This window comes from Bartonella sp. MM97QHHN (assembly GCF_042194285.1).
In the GTDB taxonomy this organism is placed as follows: Bacteria; Pseudomonadota; Alphaproteobacteria; order Rhizobiales; family Rhizobiaceae; genus Bartonella.
Window position 1 is genome coordinate 240,371 of sequence record NZ_JBHIMS010000082.1, and the last position, 16,920, is coordinate 257,290.

12 protein-coding genes and 1 pseudogene are annotated in these 16,920 nt (G+C 38.7%); 3 read left to right on the plus strand and 10 right to left on the minus strand.

Going from position 1 to position 16,920, the window contains the following annotated elements; all coding sequences use genetic code 11:
• Positions 1-361 precede the first annotated feature (361 nt).
• From ACFIJW_RS06435 to nth, 9 genes and pseudogenes are all read right to left on the minus strand, one after another.
• Positions 362-1,267 (minus strand): metal ABC transporter permease, encoded by a 906-nt coding sequence (locus ACFIJW_RS06435; protein WP_273790250.1) that lies wholly within the window; start codon positions 1,265-1,267, stop codon positions 362-364.
• Positions 1,264-2,130, minus strand: a complete 867-nt coding sequence (locus ACFIJW_RS06440) for a metal ABC transporter permease (protein WP_375611406.1) — start codon at positions 2,128-2,130, stop codon at positions 1,264-1,266. The genes ACFIJW_RS06435 and ACFIJW_RS06440 overlap by 4 nt, the downstream gene beginning before the upstream one ends.
• Positions 2,127-2,956: pseudogene (locus tag ACFIJW_RS06445) on the minus strand (manganese/iron ABC transporter ATP-binding protein). Before ACFIJW_RS06445 ends, ACFIJW_RS06440 begins: the two are co-directional and overlap by 4 nt.
• The gene (locus tag ACFIJW_RS06450; protein ID WP_375620851.1) at positions 2,953-3,861 is read right to left on the minus strand and encodes a metal ABC transporter substrate-binding protein; all 909 of its coding nucleotides are present in this window, start codon (positions 3,859-3,861) and stop codon (positions 2,953-2,955) included. Before ACFIJW_RS06450 ends, ACFIJW_RS06445 begins: the two are co-directional and overlap by 4 nt.
• A gap of 290 nt (positions 3,862-4,151) precedes the next feature.
• Entirely contained in the window at positions 4,152-6,566 is a 2,415-nt protein-coding gene (gene pheT, locus ACFIJW_RS06455) for a phenylalanine--tRNA ligase subunit beta (RefSeq protein ID WP_375633687.1), read from the minus strand.
• 32 nt (positions 6,567-6,598) lie between these two features.
• Positions 6,599-7,681 (minus strand): phenylalanine--tRNA ligase subunit alpha, encoded by a 1,083-nt coding sequence (gene pheS, locus ACFIJW_RS06460; RefSeq protein WP_375633688.1) that lies wholly within the window; start codon positions 7,679-7,681, stop codon positions 6,599-6,601.
• Between the two features lie 94 nt (positions 7,682-7,775).
• On the minus strand, positions 7,776-8,177 hold the full coding sequence (gene rplT, locus ACFIJW_RS06465; RefSeq protein ID WP_375633689.1) for a 50S ribosomal protein L20: 402 nt from the start codon (positions 8,175-8,177) through the stop codon (positions 7,776-7,778).
• Between the two features lie 33 nt (positions 8,178-8,210).
• On the minus strand, positions 8,211-8,414 hold the full coding sequence (gene rpmI / locus ACFIJW_RS06470; protein ID WP_183193590.1) for a 50S ribosomal protein L35: 204 nt from the start codon (positions 8,412-8,414) through the stop codon (positions 8,211-8,213).
• 155 nt (positions 8,415-8,569) lie between these two features.
• Positions 8,570-9,310 (minus strand): endonuclease III, encoded by a 741-nt coding sequence (gene nth / locus ACFIJW_RS06475; protein WP_375633690.1) that lies wholly within the window; start codon positions 9,308-9,310, stop codon positions 8,570-8,572.
• A 120-nt stretch (positions 9,311-9,430) separates the two neighbouring features.
• Between nth and ACFIJW_RS06480 the strand changes: the two genes are divergently transcribed.
• The 3 genes from ACFIJW_RS06480 to ilvD all read left to right on the plus strand — a co-directional run bounded on the left by ACFIJW_RS06480 (position 9,431) and on the right by ilvD (position 12,954).
• A complete protein-coding gene (locus ACFIJW_RS06480) occupies positions 9,431-9,862 on the plus strand; it encodes an Hsp20 family protein (protein ID WP_375612819.1) in 432 nt (143 codons plus the stop codon).
• A 26-nt stretch (positions 9,863-9,888) separates the two neighbouring features.
• Positions 9,889-10,140, plus strand: a complete 252-nt coding sequence (locus ACFIJW_RS06485; RefSeq protein WP_012754519.1) for a DUF1150 domain-containing protein — start codon at positions 9,889-9,891, stop codon at positions 10,138-10,140.
• 975 nt (positions 10,141-11,115) lie between these two features.
• A complete protein-coding gene (gene ilvD / locus ACFIJW_RS06490) occupies positions 11,116-12,954 on the plus strand; it encodes a dihydroxy-acid dehydratase (protein WP_375633691.1) in 1,839 nt (612 codons plus the stop codon).
• A gap of 1,058 nt (positions 12,955-14,012) precedes the next feature.
• On the opposite strand, the gene mutS is transcribed toward ilvD, so the two are convergent.
• The gene (gene mutS, locus ACFIJW_RS06495) at positions 14,013-16,757 is read right to left on the minus strand and encodes a DNA mismatch repair protein MutS (RefSeq protein WP_375633692.1); all 2,745 of its coding nucleotides are present in this window, start codon (positions 16,755-16,757) and stop codon (positions 14,013-14,015) included.
• Positions 16,758-16,920: the final 163 nt, after the last annotated feature.

Sequence of the window (16,920 nt, forward strand, 5' to 3'; positions counted from 1 at the left end):
TATCTGTTTTTTTCTGTTTACATGTCTGAGTGCACAATTACGCTCTACCCCTTCATGTGTAAGTGTCTTTGCTGTTATAAGTTCCTTGAAAATACCGAATAGCTTACACAATATTATAATCATTTTAAATGATTTCAAGAAAAGAGGAGAGATTTTAGAAAAACAAAAAAATAAAAAGGCTGCAGAAGAAATCAATGCAGCCTCTTAATTAAGAATGCAGTTTTGGGGGGGAGAAAATTTACTGCATTCACCTGCTAGATATTAGGAGGAAAAATAACCTAGCACCCCGGACTCTAATTAAAATAAAAATGAGAAACAATATATAAAAATGCATGGCTGATATGCATGAATTTTAACACTTTCAAGTCTCTTGAACTGTGTTTCGACGAAAGAAAATCATCATGAAAATAGCCATAAAAATCAACGTCAAGATCAACACAATTGTGGAAGCAGAATCAGAGCCGATAAATAAGCTGAGATAAATCCCTAAAAAACCAGAAAAAGCTGCAACAAGTATCGCGATCATTAACATAAAAGAAAACCGCTTTGTGACAAGATAGGCAATTGCTCCTGGTGCTATCAGTAAAGAAATAACGAGTACGATACCTACAGCTTTCAAAGCTGCAACAATTGTAAGAGAAATCATCGTTAGCAGGGTATAGTGGAGTAGAGATATTGGTAACCCCATTGCACGTCCTTGAACTGTGTCAAAAATATACAGCATAAAGTCGCGCCATTTTGCTGCTAAAATAAAAGTGACAACAGCGGAAATGATTGCCGTCTGCGTTATATCAAGCCAGTTAACACCCAAGAGATTACCAAATAGAATATGATTCAAATCTAAGCTACTATAAATAGACGTGGCTAAAACAAGCCCCAAACCAAACATTGAAGAAAAGACCACACCCATCACCGTGTCCTGTTTGATACGGCTATTGCTCCCTAAAAAACCCGTTAATAGTGCACACACCATTCCTGCAACAAAAGCACCGCAAGTAATCAAAGTCATTGTAATATTCTCTGGACGCATATGCTGAAACCAAGCAAATGGCAAAGAAGTTAAAAATGCGATTACCCATGGTGTTGTCATATAACCAACAACAACACCTGGAAAAACTGCATGAGAAATGGCATCGCCTAACAGCGCCCATCCTTTCAAAATAAGAAAACAGGAAAGCATCGCCATGGGAATAGAAAGAATCATGACAATAAGCATACCCTTAAGCATAAAAGAAAACTGAAACGGAAGCAGTAATTGATCAATCATGATAATATTACACCCTTTTTTGCCGCATTTATGCGTAAGCGCGCAGCAATAAACCCATGTTTAGGAGCAAAAATAAAAGCCAAAACAAATAAAGATGCTTGAAAAAGCACTACAACCCCCCCTGTTTGTGCATTCAAAAAATAACTCACATAAACACCCAAGACACTTGTGAAGGTTCCAATTACAACTGCAATAACCAAGATGTTCACGAAACGATCACTTAAAAGATAGGCCGTTGCTCCAGGTGTCACAACAAGACAAATGACTAAGAATGCTCCAACGGTTTGCATCGCAGCAACAGTACAAGCGGCAAGCAATGTGAAAAAGAGAATCTTTAAAAATTTTACGTTTAATCCAATGGCATGCGCATGCGTTTCATCAAATAATGACACAAGAAGATCTTTCCATTTCAAAAGCAATATAAGCAACGAAACAAAGCCGATAAAAGCCAATTGTAGAATATCTGTTGAACTCACTGCTAAAATATTTCCCAAAACAATCGTATCAATATTAACAGCCATTGGTTTTAATGATTTGAGAAACAACCCAAAGGCAAAAAAGGAAGAAAAAATGAGCCCAATAATGGTATCTTCTTTAAGCTTTGTCCGGTGGTTAAAAAAGAGCATTGCTGCTGCTGCAAGACCACCAGAAAAAAAAGCGCCGAGTGAAAAAGGTAACCCTAAAAGGTAAGCTCCTGCTACACCAGGAACAATCGAATGGGAAAGTGCATCACCAATCAATGACCAACCTTTTAACATCAAAAAAGCTGAAAGAAAGGCACAAACACACCCAACTAACCCAGAAACCCACATTGCATTCACCATATATTGATAGCTCAGTGGCTCAAGCAACCAAGAAATCATGCAACGTGCTCCACTCTTTCAATATCTTCACAAACTGCAGACTGCTTTCTTCCCATGAAAACATCATTTTTTTTGTGGTTTGAAGATCAAAAATATGGTGGTGCAAAGACCCTCCAAAAGTTTTCTCCAGATTTTCCTTTGTAAAGATTTTTTCTGTTAACCCAGAAGCTAAAACAGTACCTTTTATTAAAACTGTATGATCACAAAATTCGCGAACAGAACCCAAATTGTGAGTTGAAACCAAGATCACTGCTCCTTCTTTACGGAGATCTTGTAACAAAGCAATGATTTTATCTTCTGTTGTAACGTCAACCCCTGTAAACGGCTCATCTAATAAAATAGCTTTTGCTTTCTGTGCAAGAGCGCGCGCTAGAAAAACACGCTTTTTCTGTCCACCAGAAAGTTCTCCAATTTGGCGCTTGGCAAAAGCCAACATATCAACGCGTTCTAAGGCAATACGAACGGCTTCATAATCTTGTGTACGGGCATAGCGAAAGAAATTCATATGACCGTACCGCCCCATCAATACAACATCTTCAACCAAGACAGGAAAATTCCAATCAACATCTTCACTTTGAGGAACATAAGCAATAAGATTTTTTTTCAAAGCTATATCAACGGGCAAATCAAACATACGAATTTTTCCCTTTGAGGGGCGTACAAACCCCATAATCGCTTTAAATAACGTTGACTTACCGGATCCATTAACACCAACCAATGCCGTAATAGAACCCTTTGGACTTTCAAAATTCACTTCGCGTAAAGCTGTATGTCCATTACGATATGTTACCGTTACTCCTTGGGCAAAAATTCCACATTCCGTCATTGGTTTTTTACTCCCTCTACTAAAGCATTGCTAATACGTCCACTCGTGACACGTAATAAATCAATATAAGTGGGTACCTCACCATTTTTCTCACTTAAAGAATCAACATAAAGAACACCACCGTATTTAGCCCCTGTTTCTCTGGCAACCTGCTTGGCAGGCGCAGGGGAAATAGTGCTTTCAGAAAAAACTGCATGAATATTGTATTTGCGAACCATATCGATAACATGCTTGACCTGCTGTGGTGTTCCTTGTTGGTCAGCATTGATGGGCCATAAATAAAGTTCTTTTAGATCAAAATCACGCGCCAAATAGCTAAAAGCCCCCTCACTGGTCACAAGCCAACGTTTATCTTGCGGTACAGCTTCTAATTCAGCCCTAATTGGATCAATCGTTGCACGAATTTTCTGTTTATAAATTTCAGCATTCTGTTTATAAATTTCAGCATGTTCAGGATCATATTTTACAAAAGCATCGCGAATATTATCAACGTAAATCAAAGCAGAGGTCGGTGACATCCACGCATGAGGATTGGGTTTACCGCTAAAGGGTCCCTCACCAATTTTAATGGGTATAATACCTTTTGAAACAACAACACTTGGAACATCCTTGATATTTTGAAAAAACTTTTCAAACCAAAGCTCTAACTCTAAACCATTCCACAATACAAGGTTAGCTCCCTGAGCACGCATAAGATCGCGTGGGGTGGGTTGGTATTCATGAATTTCCGCACCTGGTTTTGTAATGGATTCAACATCAGCGGCATCACCTGCTACATTGCGTGCCATATCAGCAATGATAGTGAATGTCGTAACAGCTTTAAATTTACCAGCACACAAAGCAAAATTGGGTGTAAAAAAAATAACACTTCCAAAAACTATGGTGAAAAACGTTCTTACGTTCATTGATTCTCTCTTTCCTTTATATGCCTTCTTTTTATTGCAAATAATTTGCATTATCATTTAGCAATAGCAGTTATCTTTTACATTTGCAATGAAGGATTAAGAGAAAAAATAACTTTTCAAGATGTTTAAAAACAGTTTTTTCATATTGAAAAAATTGATGATTTAAGCAGCTTGTTTTGGTAAGGAGGTTCCCTTTCAAGAAGGTCTATAGCTCTTGAATGCCAAACAAAAAGGGAGCACTCAAAAATGCTCCCACTTCATGTAAAATATCTCATAAAAAATGAGAATACTCAGTAGCGTAAATATGCACCTGTCATTTTGGTAACATTATCCACGATCTTTGAGGCAAGCTTTTCTAAATCTTCATCTGTTAGAGTCCGTTCTATGGGCTGAATAGTTACTTCAATTGCAACAGATTTTTTATCTTCACCAAAGCTTAAATCTTCAAAAATATCAAAAACCTGCACTGAATGAATAAGTTTTTTATCGGCTCCACTTGCCGCCCGAATAATAAGAGAAGAGGCAACAGTTTTATCCGCTATAAAGGCAAAATCACGCCGCACCATTTGAAAAGGTGAGAGTTTCAAAGGAGGGCGGCTTTTGGTCGTTTTTTTCTTTGATTCTGGAATTCGGTCTAGAAAAATTTCAAAGCCGCATAAAGGTCCACTGACATCTAACTTTTCTAATGTAGCAGGATGAAAAACACCAAAAAAACCAAGAATAATCTTTGATCCAAGTTTTATGACACCTGAACGACCAGGGTGATACCAATCAGGTGCTCCAACTTCAATCTGCACTTTCCCAACATCCATATCGCATGCTTCTAAAATAGCTAAAGCATCTGCTTTGGCATCAAAAACATCAACGACGGTTGCATTTCCATTCCAAAAACGCCCAGCCCCTTTAAACTGCTCTGTTCCGCGACGAATTCCACTAACAACACGGTGTTGTTTATCAGGGGTGTCGCCCTCATAAATACTTGAAACTTCAAACAAAGCAAGATCGGAAAAACCACGATCAGCATTTCTTTGTGCCGCTATAATCAAACCAGGTAAAAGGGAAGGACGCATCATTGACATATCAGCAGCAATAGGATTAACTAATTTAAGCTCTTCTTGACCTCCTCCAAAAGCAAGAGCTTGATTTTCAGAAATAAAAGACCATGTTACCGCTTCTTTCATACCACGTTGCACTAGAGCCAAACGTGTAGCACGTGAACGAATTTGTGCGCATGTTAAAATTTGATCTTTTCCTTCTGCAAAGTTTTCCAAAGGAATAGGTTTAATTTTATCTAACCCATAAATTCTCATAACCTCTTCCACCAAATCGGCTTTACTCATAATATCAGGGCGCCATGATGGTACTTTTACCGTAATAACATCTCCTTTTCCTTCAACAAAAAATCCAAGTTTTGTTAAAATAGAGATGACTTTTTCAGGCTCTATTTCCAAATTTGTTAAACGTTTAATTTCAGAAAAAGGAAAAGCGATCTGTTTGATTTCTTGTTGCTGATAGCCAACGATCCTCTTTTTAGATACTTCACCACCACAAAGACGTAAGACCAATTCTGTTGCAATCTCAAGTCCTGTTTCTATAAAAGCCGGGTCAACACCTCGTTCAAATCGATAACGTGCATCACTGATAAGACCTAATGCTCTTCCTGTTTGTGCAATGCTTCGCGCATCCCAAAGCGCCGATTCAATAATAACGCGATGTGTTGTTTCATCACAACTCGTTCTTTCACCGCCCATGATACCGGCAATCGAAACAACCCCCTCATCATCTGCAATGACACAATTCTTAGCGCCCAGATGATAGATTTTTCCGTTCAGTGCTTGAAGCTGCTCTCCCTCACGCGCGCAACGTACACACAAATTACCTTTAATTTTATCTGCATCAAAAACATGGAGTGGACGACCAAGGTCAAAACTGATGTAATTGGTCATATCAACAAGCGCATTAATCGGTCTCAAACCAATTGCATTCAAACGCTGTTGCATCCACTGTGGTGATTCGCCATTTTGAACATTGCGTACTTCACGCCAAGCGAAACCTAAACATAATGATGAACCTTGCGAAAAATCTAATGAAACATCGAGAGGTGTTTCAAAAGAAGGCTCAAATTTTGACAAAGATAATTCTTTTAATTTTCCCATTCCAGCGGCAGAAAGATCACGAGCAATACCGCGAACACCTGTACAATCGGAACGATTGGGGGTCAAACCAATATCAATGATCGGATCATCTAAACCAGCATAAGCTGCAAATGAATCTCCAATAGGTGCATCTTCTGGAAGTTCGATAATTCCCTCATGTTCATTTGATAATTCAAGCTCCGCTTGCGAACACATCATCCCAAAACTTTCAACCCCGCGGATTTTTCCTACAGATAATGTCACATCAAGTCCTGGGATATAAGTGCCTGGTAGTGCCAGAACACCTACAAGACCTGCTCGTGCATTTGGTGCTCCACAGACAACTTGAACAGGTGTAGCAGTTCCTGTATCCACTGATAAAATTTGAAGTTTATCGGCATCAGGATGTTTTATTGCTATTAAAACTTTTGCAATCATAAAACCTTTTAAAGAAGACCGATCATCAACGTGATCAACCTCAAGACCGATAGCGGTTAATTTTTCACAAATTTCATTCAAAGATGCATTTGTTTCTAAGTGATCTTTTAACCACGACAATGTAAACTTCATTTTAAAACCTCACATGAAAGCGATGACTAAGATCACACGTTTTTATTAGGAAAAAAAGCAGGCATATCAAAGCAACGAAAGCCATAATGGTCTAACCAACGCAGGTCAGCATCAAAAAAAGCCCGCAAATCAGGCATACCGTATTTCAACATGGCAATACGATCAATGCCCATGCCCCATGCAAAACCTTGATATTCATCGGGATCTAAACCAACATTTTTCAACACCTGGGGATGCACCATTCCGCATCCTAAAATTTCCAACCAATCCTGTCCTTCTCCGAACTTTACTTCTGAACCAGAACGATCACATTGAATATCCACTTCCATAGATGGTTCGGTAAAAGGGAAAAAAGAGGGACGAAAACGCATTTTTACAGAGGGAACTTCAAAAAATTCTTTACAAAAGGTTTCATGTAGCCACATCATATGGGCAATGGTGGAGGTTTTATCGATGACAAGACCTTCTACCTGATGGAACATGGGAGAATGTGTTGCATCCGAATCCATGCGGTAAGTTTTTCCAGGAATAATGATTCGTATCGGTGCTTTTTGTTTTTCTAGTGTACGAATTTGTACGGGTGATGTATGGGTTCGCAATAATTTTCGTTCTCCCATTTTATCAACATCAAAAAAGAAGGTATCATGCATTTCACGCGCTGGATGCCCTTCAGGAAAATTCAATGCCGTAAAATTATAATAATCTGTTTCAATATCAGGTCCCTCTGCAAGAGAAAAACCCAACTTTGTATAAATGGCAATAATTTCCTCAATCACTTGTGAAATAGGATGAATGCGTCCCCGTTCTATAGGTGAAGAGCGAACAGGCAAGGTAACATCAACTGTTTCACGAGAAAGACGGGCATCCATTGCCTGTCTTTTCAAAAGATCACGCTTTTGTGCCCATAATTCTAAAATGCGATTTTTTAATCCATTAAGAACTGGTCCAACTTTATGGCGCTCGCCAGCATCCATTTTTCCTAATTCTTTTAATTTTTCAGAGATACTACCTTTTTTACCCAATGCTGCAATACGCACTTCTTCAAGTGCTTGTTCATCACCTGCTGCCTCTAAGGCTAAACAAATTTCTTGTTCCAGATGCTCAATATCATTCATATTTTTGCCTATTTTTTAATAAAGAAAAACCCGCACTCGCAATAGCCAGCACGGGACCTCGAATAAATGAATGCTTTAAGAGAACACGACTGGCTTATTTGACAGCGCCTTCGAAAGCATTAGGTGTCGTATCTTTTAAATATTCTAAAGCTTTTTTTGCCGAAGCTACTAAAGCAGAAAATGCTTCTGCCTCATGGATTGCTATATCTGAAAGAACCTTACGATCAACCTCAATACCGGCTTTTGATAAGCCATCAATAAAACGTCCATAAGTTAAACCTTCTGCGCGAACAGCCGCATTAATTCTCTGAATCCACAAAGCACGGAAAGTACGTTTCCTATTTTTGCGATCACGATAAGCGTATTGCTTTGAACGATCAACCGCTGCTTTAGCTGCACGAATGGTATTTTTACGACGACCGTAAAAACCTTCAGCCTGTTTAATAACTTTTTTGTGCTTAGCGTGTGCTGTCACACCTCTTTTCACACGAGCCATATTATAATCTCCTCAAAATCAAAAGCGTAAGGTTTAAATACCATTCGGCAAATAATGCTGAATGACTTTTTTAGCATCTTGTTCACACAAAACCATTGTTCCACGTGCATCGCGAATAAATTTATTCGAACGCTTAATCATGCCGTGGCGCTTACCGGCAGCTGCTACTTTAATTTTGCCTGACGCAGTGATTTTAAACCGCTTTTTAGCGGATGATTTGGTCTTCATCTTGGGCATTTTGCTACTCCGTACATTAATTTATTTAATCAAACATTTTATTCACTCAAGCGGACCAACGCTTGAACAAGCATTTAAACAGCCACGGCATGCCCTGCCGGGCGGCTCTTAAAGACGTTTTCATAAGCTAGTATACACAAAATAGCAAGACCGTATTACAAAAAAATCGGCGCTCCATTGCCTTGAAGCTCAACCAAAGGTGCTGGAATTACATTTGTTTTGATGGCTGCTTTACATAAATCGGCAATAATGCATTGCGTACATTGTGGTTTACGGGCTTGACAAATATAGCGACCATGTAAAATCAGCCAATGATGCGCATGGCGAATATAATGAACCGGTATAATCCTTAATAATTTTTTCTCAACAATTTCTGGTGTTTTGCCAGGCGCCAAACCAAGACGATTGCTTAAGCGAAAAATATGTGTATCTACTGCCAATGTAGGCTGACCAAAAGCAACATTCAAGACCACATTAGCCGTTTTGCGCCCCACTCCAGGAAGGGCCATGAGTGCTTCACGCGTATCGGGTACTTGACCGCCATAATAATCAATTAAACAGTTGCAAAGCGCATAAACATTACGTGCTTTTGCACGCCAAAGGCCAATTGAACGGATATGATTTGCTATTTCTTCTTCCCCTAATGCAACCATTTTTTCCGGTTGATCAGCAAGGCAAAATAATTCTTTTGTCGCTTTATTAACGCTTACATCTGTCGCTTGAGCCGAAAGCACAACGGCAACTAAAAGTGTAAAAGTATTTATATAGTTAAGATCACTCTTAGGTGTTGGGCGTTGCACAGAAAAACGGCGAAATATTTCCGCAATTTCATCTTTATTATACAATATACTAGATAAATTTCGCACCTTTGATAATTTTATGTTACTTTGAGGCATTGAACTCTCTTAAATCTTCTCTCTTGAAGTTATCATTCACGCTCGCCATATGAGAGGAGTGCAGCGAACACTTTTATAGAGTTTGGTCAAGTAAAGCCGTTTTAAAGAGGATACTCATGAATGACACATGTGACGCCTTTCTCCAATCCTTTTCTTTTAGGGTTTGAAACCGTAGAAAAAATATTGCAACGTATCGGTAAAGCTGATGAGGCTTACCCAGCCTATAATATTGAACGTTTGCATAAAAGTGATGATGCAAATCATATCCGGATAACTTTGGCTGTTGCTGGATTTAAGATTAACCATCTTAATATTTTACTCGATGATAATCAATTGGTTATTCATGGTAAACAAACAGACAACCAAAATCATCAATATTTATATCGCGGTATAGCTGCGCGACAATTCCAGCGAACCTTTGTTCTCGCGGAAGGGATGCATGTTACAAATGCAGAGTTGAAAAATGGTCTTTTATCAATTAATCTGTATCAACCAAAATTAAAAAAAGAAATAAAACAGATTCCAATTAAAGTCAGTAGTGGTGAGTCATAAAAGTTAAGGCGTAAAGGAACAGTGAAATGGGAGAACACAAACAAAACTTGTCGTTTCAGAACACATCCTACTCTGATGCGGGACAGATTGCCTATTTAAAAAAAGTTTGTACAGATGATCTGGCTAAAAACTTTCCAGATCTTCCACCGATGACCCCAGGCATTACGATATGGGCTCTCTTTGGTGAAACAGGTTATCCTATCATTTTATCCGATGAGCGTTCTATCGCTCTTGCTGGAGCCAATGAGCATGAACTACAAATTGTAACTCTGCACTAGATTACCTTACGAGAAAACGCTGTACTCTTTGTGAATTCTATCTGTTTTTTCGTAAAGGGTGTAATGTGAGTTATAATGAGATAAGTATTGGTTTATATTCATAATTAATTTTTTACAACTGGAATGAGAGTCCCGAATATCATAAGGTTCTCTCATTTTAGATCCTCTTGTATTAAAACAATTAAAGTCACTTGCTTGTATGTCACACGCAGGGAAAGCCGTGTAGATAAAAACGCTTGAAGGAAGGAATAAAAATATCTCTTGTTAATTGTCTTAATTACCAAGGATGTTCGCAATATTGGGGATGAGAAAAATGTATGATGGTGTCAGTTATCTTCTTCATAAGTGTGAAGATGTCCCTTATAGATTTATATTATTCACGGGGGCTGTTATACCATTCATAGGCGCTATCGTGAAATGGGCTCAAGTGCATTGAAAGATGTCTCTTTAAAATGAGTACATAAAGGCTATACAAGTGTATTTTGTTTGGTGTGTTTTGTTCTTCCTGAGGGGAGTAGCTCTATTGAAGAGTGTAAAAACAAAAGCATGAGATAATGCGTCATCATTATTTAAAAGATATTTTTATGAATGCGTTTGAAAGGTGTAAAGCTGAATTGTAAGGAGATAATAGATTTTTACCACGATTTCTTTATATTCTTTCCAATTCCAGAGATTACGCAAACAGATAGATGCAATATACTAACCAAATCTGGCATACAAAAATCTGGAACTGTTCATGTCACACTGAAGCGTTTTGATATTTGTCTCAAACGTGGACTTGCACAAGGATTAGATGTTGATTAACAGGTAATAAAAAACAAAGGCTTTATGAAAAAGTTTATGCAGAGCTTTTAATTTTGTGCTTCAAATGCCGCAGTACAAGGTATTTTTCTCTTTTGAATATTAAAGCTCTTGTTTTTATAATGAAGTTACAGCACAAAAAGCAAAATGGAATTATTTGAGGGGAAAAAAATAATGCCTTCTTACCGTTCAAGAATATCAACCCACGGGCGTAATATGGCAGGAGCCCGCGGACTTTGGCGTGCAACAGGGATGAAAGATACTGATTTTGGTAAACCCATTATTGCGATTGCGAATTCTTTTACACAATTTGTACCAGGGCATGTTCATTTAAAAGATCTTGGGCAATTAGTCGCACAACAGATAGCAGTTGCCGGTGGTGTTGCGAAAGAATTTAATACCATTGCTGTAGATGATGGAATTGCGATGGGGCACGATGGAATGCTCTATTCGTTGCCCTCACGTGAAATCATTGCTGATTCTGTAGAGTATATGGTTAATGCACATTGTGCAGATGCACTTGTCTGTATTTCTAATTGTGACAAAATTACGCCTGGTATGTTAATGGCTGCTTTACGGTTGAATATTCCGACAATCTTTGTTTCAGGCGGTCCTATGGAAGCAGGTAAGATTAAATGGAAGGATCAAGATCTAACGGTTGATTTGGTCGATGCCATGGTTGCAGCAGCTTCAGAACAAAATTCAGAAGAAGAAGTGGCTGAAATGGAGCGTGCTGCTTGTCCTACATGTGGTTCTTGTTCAGGAATGTTTACGGCCAATTCTATGAATTGCTTAACGGAAGCATTGGGGCTTTCTCTTCCCGGAAATGGATCAATGTTAGCAACACATGCAGATCGACGGATGCTTTTTGAAGAAGCTGGAAAACAAATTGTTGCATTGGTTAAACGTTATTATGAAAAAGATGATGAAACAGTCTTGCCGCGCTCTATTGCTTCACGCAAGGCTTTTGAAAATGCAATGACCGTTGATATTGCTATGGGGGGATCAACCAATACAGTACTGCATCTTTTAGCCGCGGCGCAAGAAGGTGAGGTGGATTTTACCATGACGGATATTGATCATCTTTCACGTCGTGTTCCTGTTTTATGTAAGGTTGCTCCTGCTGTCGCGAATGTACATATGGAAGATGTTCATCGCGCTGGTGGTATTATGGGGCTTTTAGGTGAACTGGATGCGGCGGGACTCATTGATACGTCAACTTATACGGTTCACGCAAAAACAATGAAAGAAGCTCTTTACCGTTGGGATGTGAAACAAACTAATGAACCAACAGTTCGTACATTTTATCGTGCTGCTCCTGGTGGCATTCCAACACAGACAGCTTTTAGCCAATCTTGTCGCTATGAGAGCCTTGATCTTGATCGTGAAAAAGGTGTGATTCGCAATAGGGAACATGCATATTCACAAGATGGAGGATTGGCAGTTCTTTATGGAAATCTTGCAAAAGATGGCTGCATTGTAAAAACAGCAGGCGTTGATCAATCAATTTTAACTTTTAAAGGTCCGGCAAGAATTTTTGAAAGCCAAGATTCAGCTGTTTCAGCTATATTAACTGATAAGATTAAAATAGGTGAAATTGTTTTAATCCGTTATGAAGGTCCACGTGGTGGACCTGGAATGCAAGAAATGCTTTATCCAACAAGTTATCTCAAATCTAAAGGATTGGGCAAGGTTTGTGCACTTGTTACGGATGGACGTTTTTCAGGGGGAAGTTCAGGGCTCTCGATAGGACATATTTCACCAGAAGCTGCTGAAGGAGGAGAAATTGCGTTGGTGGAGGAGGGGGATATCATAGAAATTGATATTCCAAATCGTAAAATTCATATGTTGGTGGATGACGTTGAGATGAAGCAGCGCCGTGCTAAGATGGAAGCAAAAGGAAAAGGTGCTTGGCAACCGATAGAGAAGCGTCAGCGTAAAGTTTCAAAGGCTCTCAAAGCCTATGCAGCGATGACCACATCTGCTGCAAAGGGTGCAGTACGTAATATTTGATGAGATGAATGACGCGTCTTATAAAAGAGAGATAGTATTCTGATTTTTTGCATCTTTTACACGATATTCTAAGCTAATTATTTTATGAGCTTATCAGAATATTTCGAGTCATGATCAGTATGATTAAAAAGCTATCAATACAACTAAAAGCTGCTGCGGATTGCTTATTTTAGCAGCTATGTAAGACAGATAAAGATAGATATGGTATGATTACGTTTCATATCATATTTCAATTTTATACGAAATTACGATTTCCTGTTCTTATATTTATGAAAGATATTTATTGTACTGGTGGCATTATCTTGTTGTACCGTAAAAACACTGTCATTTAGAGCTGTGATATACGGCATCCTACTTAATATATTTAGTGTGTGGTGAATATTCTTAGACTTGTTTATCAAACTTTGAGTTTAAGTGAATTACATGACTAGGAAGTTAAGGTAAATCCCTTAGAATCTGGACTGTTTGCAGACTTGATTCGAATGAAAATCCTTATCCTTTGAGGTGCGGGAAGGAGTTCAAGGATGTTTATGAAAATAAAGTACTGCTGTGATATATCTGATTATATGTTTCATATGAAAACAGTAAAAGAGCTCTTTATAACTTAAAATGTGAAGCATAACTTAAAATGTGAAGAAAATGCGAGATCCATTATCCATGAATTTATTATGAAAAATGGGGAGGCATCCCAACACCGACAGCTTTAAACTAAAACTGTTGCTATGATAACAATAATATTGATTGTGAAAAAGCATAATTCATTAAATGTTGCGTATTTGCAAGGTGGAGGAGATTTCATGACAATCTTTGCAAAAAACGACTATCTTGTAAAAATAGTCGATATTGACCAATTTTTTGTATACGGGCCAATGTTGATCTAAGGAAATATGAAATATAATGCATAGGATTTTGCCTCTATATGCATTACACTTATCAAAATATATTGTGTAGAAAAGAGATGGGAATACGGTAAACAACAGTTTGTGCTGTGGCATATCAAAAAGGGATACTTTATCTCCTATTAAGAAAGCTTTTTAATAAAAAATAACATTTGTTTTCTATAAAGGGTTACTCTTTTCAAGCTGTTTGAGGTGGTAAATTGCTTCTAAAGCTTGTTTAGGGGAGAGTTCATCGGGATGGATATTTTTTAAAGCTTCGTGAAGTACACAATGTTTGTTTCTTGCTTCATTGACGGGAGATGTTGCTTTAAGAGAAAAGAGTGGTAAATCATCAATGAGTTTATGTCCTTTTCCAGCCATTTCACCTTGTTCTAATTGATGGAGTACATCTGTTGCTCGTGTAATAACGGCTGGGGGAAGTCCAGCAAGCTTTGCGACTTGTACACCATAGGAACGGTCAGCAGCTCCTGGTGTGATTTCATGAAGAAAAACTACATCACCATCCCAATTTTTGACTTTCATGGTTACATTATGCAGTCTGTCAAGTTTTTCGGTAAGTGCAGTCATTTCATGAAAATGGGTAGCGAGAATAGCACGACAATGGTTAACTTCATGGAGATATTCAACAGCAGCCCAAGCAATAGAAAGTCCATCAAAAGTTGATGTCCCACGCCCTATTTCATCAAGAATAACAAGGGAATGATGGCTAGCATGATTGAGAATCGTTGCTGTTTCAACCATTTCCATCATAAAGGTTGAGCGCCCCCGTGCAAGATCATCGGAAGCCCCAACGCGACTAAATAGGCGATCAACGATACCAATATGTGCTGAAGTTGCTGGAACGAAGGACCCCATTTGCGCCATAATAGCAATGAGAGCATTTTGCCGCAAAAAAGTTGATTTTCCTCCCATATTAGGCCCTGTCAACAGCCAGATTGCTGCATATTGCTGATTTTCTTGTACAGAGAGATCACAATTATTGGCAATAAAAGGTTCTGCTGCTTGTTTGCGGAGTGCTTGCTCGACGACAGGATGGCGTCCTGCTGTAATATGAAAGGTAAGTGAAAGATCAATTTTAGGGCGGCAATATCCTTGTTCTTCAGCAAGATATGCTAAAGCGACAGAGACATCTAAAATAGCAAGTGCTTCAGAGGCTTTACGAATAAAATCAACTTGTTCGGTAATTTCCTGAACGAGAATATCAAAAATCTCTAGTTCAAGTGTCAATGCGTGATTGGCAGCGTGGGCAATACGGCTTTCAAGGTCAGCAAGCTCTGTTGTCGTAAAACGCATAGCGTTTGCCATTGTTTGCCGATGAATAAAACGTGCTTTAGCTTGTGGATTATTTGTAAGGGCAGATGCTTGTGTGCTGGTTACTTCAATGAAATAACCTAGAATATTATTATGCTTTATTTTAAGAGTCTTAATATCTGTTTCTTGGGCATATTGCGCTTGAAGTTCAGCAATGACACGGCGCGATTCATCACGTAAAGCACGCATTTCATCGAGCTCTTTATGATAATTTGAACGAATAAAACCACCATCACGTTTAAGGAGTGGGAGATCATCAGCTAATGTTTGTTCTAAATGAAAGTACAACGCTGTAGGTAAGTTTGAGAACACCTGTTGTACATCACTTATTTCTTGAGGCAGAAGCTCATTATTAAGAAGTTGATGCAATTCACGAATGATTTCAAAGCCGCGCTGGATTGTCGCCATATCACGGGGACCTCCTCGTCCAAGAGCCAAACGTGAAACGGCGCGGGGCATATCTGGTCCCCCCTTTAAAATAAGTTTTATCGCTTCCGCAAGAGAAGGATTATGTAGAAAAAAATCGATAGAATCCAAACGCGTATCAATAGCTGAAGGAGTTGTGAGGGGAGCAATAAGGCGGTCAATAAGAAGGCGTGATCCTCCTCCTGTTACAGTGCGATCAATAGCTTTTAATAAACTTCCATCCCGTTGACCTGATGTCGTTCGAATAAGTTCAAGGCTTAGTCTGGTTGCAGCATCAATAAAAAGAGTTGCACTTTCATTTTGGCGCTCAGGCTGCATGAGGGGAGGGCGATGCGTGATTTGTGTTTTTTCGATATAACGAATAGCAGCTACAATTGCAGAGAGTTCACAGCGTGAATAATCGGCAACGCCTTCAAGAGTTGAGAGTTTAAAATAATTGCAAATATCGCGTTCAGCGGTGAGTGCATCAAAGAGACAAGCAGGTTGAGGTGAAACGATACGATCAAGAACACTAAAAAGTGACTTGTGAGATTTATCATGAAAAAATGAATCAGAAACAATGATTTCTTGTGGATCCACACGCATAATATCTGCTAAAAGTTTTTCTTGGCGGCTCTCTGTTACACGAAATATGCCTGTTGAGATATCAATCCAAGAAAGAGCAAATTCCTCTCCATCGCTAGTTTTTATACGGGAAAGTGTCATAAAATAATTTGCGCGTGTTGGATCAAGGAGTTTTTCTTCTGTTATCGTTCCAGGGGTTACAAGGCGAACAACATCACGCCGAACAACAGATTTTGAGCCACGTTTTTTTGCTTCAGCAGGATCTTCTATTTGTTCACAAACAGCAACTCGGTAACCACAAGCAATCAGTTTTTGTAAATAATCATCTGCTGCATGAACGGGAACACCGCACATAGGAATATCTTGTCCTAAATGTTTTCCGCGTGTTGTGAGTGTGATTCCTAAAGCCTGAGCAGCTTCAATCGCATCATTAAAAAATAATTCATAAAAATCCCCCATTCGGTAAAAGAGAAGGGAATCATGATGGACGGCTTTGATTTCTATGTACTGCTCCATCATAGGTGTAAGACGTTCTTGAGAGGAAGCAGATGGGGAGGCAGGCTGTGGAATTAAATTATTTTTATGATTGTTTTTTTTATCCATTTGTACGAGGCCTGTTTCCTTTAAGTGAAGTTTTTACTCTTTTTTGTTTACTTCAATATCTATTTATCTCTAAATTGCAACGCATCATCAGATTTGCTAAGGCAAGAATAGCGATTTCTAATATATGAATCAAATTTAATGACTATACGCATTATCAAGCAAA

Bases quoted from the DNA above. Each gene is read 5' to 3' on its own strand.
- ACFIJW_RS06440 (WP_375611406.1), bottom strand. From the start codon at position 2,130: ATGATTTCTTGGTTGCTTGAGCCACTGAGCTATCAATATATGGTGAAT.
- pheS (WP_375633688.1), bottom strand. From the start codon at position 7,681: ATGAATGATATTGAGCATCTGGAACAAGAAATTTGTTTAGCCTTAGAG.
- ACFIJW_RS06480 (WP_375612819.1), top strand. From the start codon at position 9,431: ATGACACATGTGACGCCTTTCTCCAATCCTTTTCTTTTAGGGTTTGAA.
- ACFIJW_RS06450 (WP_375620851.1), bottom strand. From the start codon at position 3,861: ATGAACGTAAGAACGTTTTTCACCATAGTTTTTGGAAGTGTTATTTTT.
- ilvD (WP_375633691.1), top strand. From the start codon at position 11,116: ATGCCTTCTTACCGTTCAAGAATATCAACCCACGGGCGTAATATGGCA.
- rpmI (WP_183193590.1), bottom strand. From the start codon at position 8,414: ATGCCCAAGATGAAGACCAAATCATCCGCTAAAAAGCGGTTTAAAATC.
- rplT (WP_375633689.1), bottom strand. From the start codon at position 8,177: ATGGCTCGTGTGAAAAGAGGTGTGACAGCACACGCTAAGCACAAAAAA.
- mutS (WP_375633692.1), bottom strand. From the start codon at position 16,757: ATGGATAAAAAAAACAATCATAAAAATAATTTAATTCCACAGCCTGCC.
- ACFIJW_RS06485 (WP_012754519.1), top strand. From the start codon at position 9,889: ATGGGAGAACACAAACAAAACTTGTCGTTTCAGAACACATCCTACTCT.
- nth (WP_375633690.1), bottom strand. From the start codon at position 9,310: ATGCCTCAAAGTAACATAAAATTATCAAAGGTGCGAAATTTATCTAGT.
- ACFIJW_RS06435 (WP_273790250.1), bottom strand. From the start codon at position 1,267: ATGATTGATCAATTACTGCTTCCGTTTCAGTTTTCTTTTATGCTTAAG.
- pheT (WP_375633687.1), bottom strand. From the start codon at position 6,566: ATGAAGTTTACATTGTCGTGGTTAAAAGATCACTTAGAAACAAATGCA.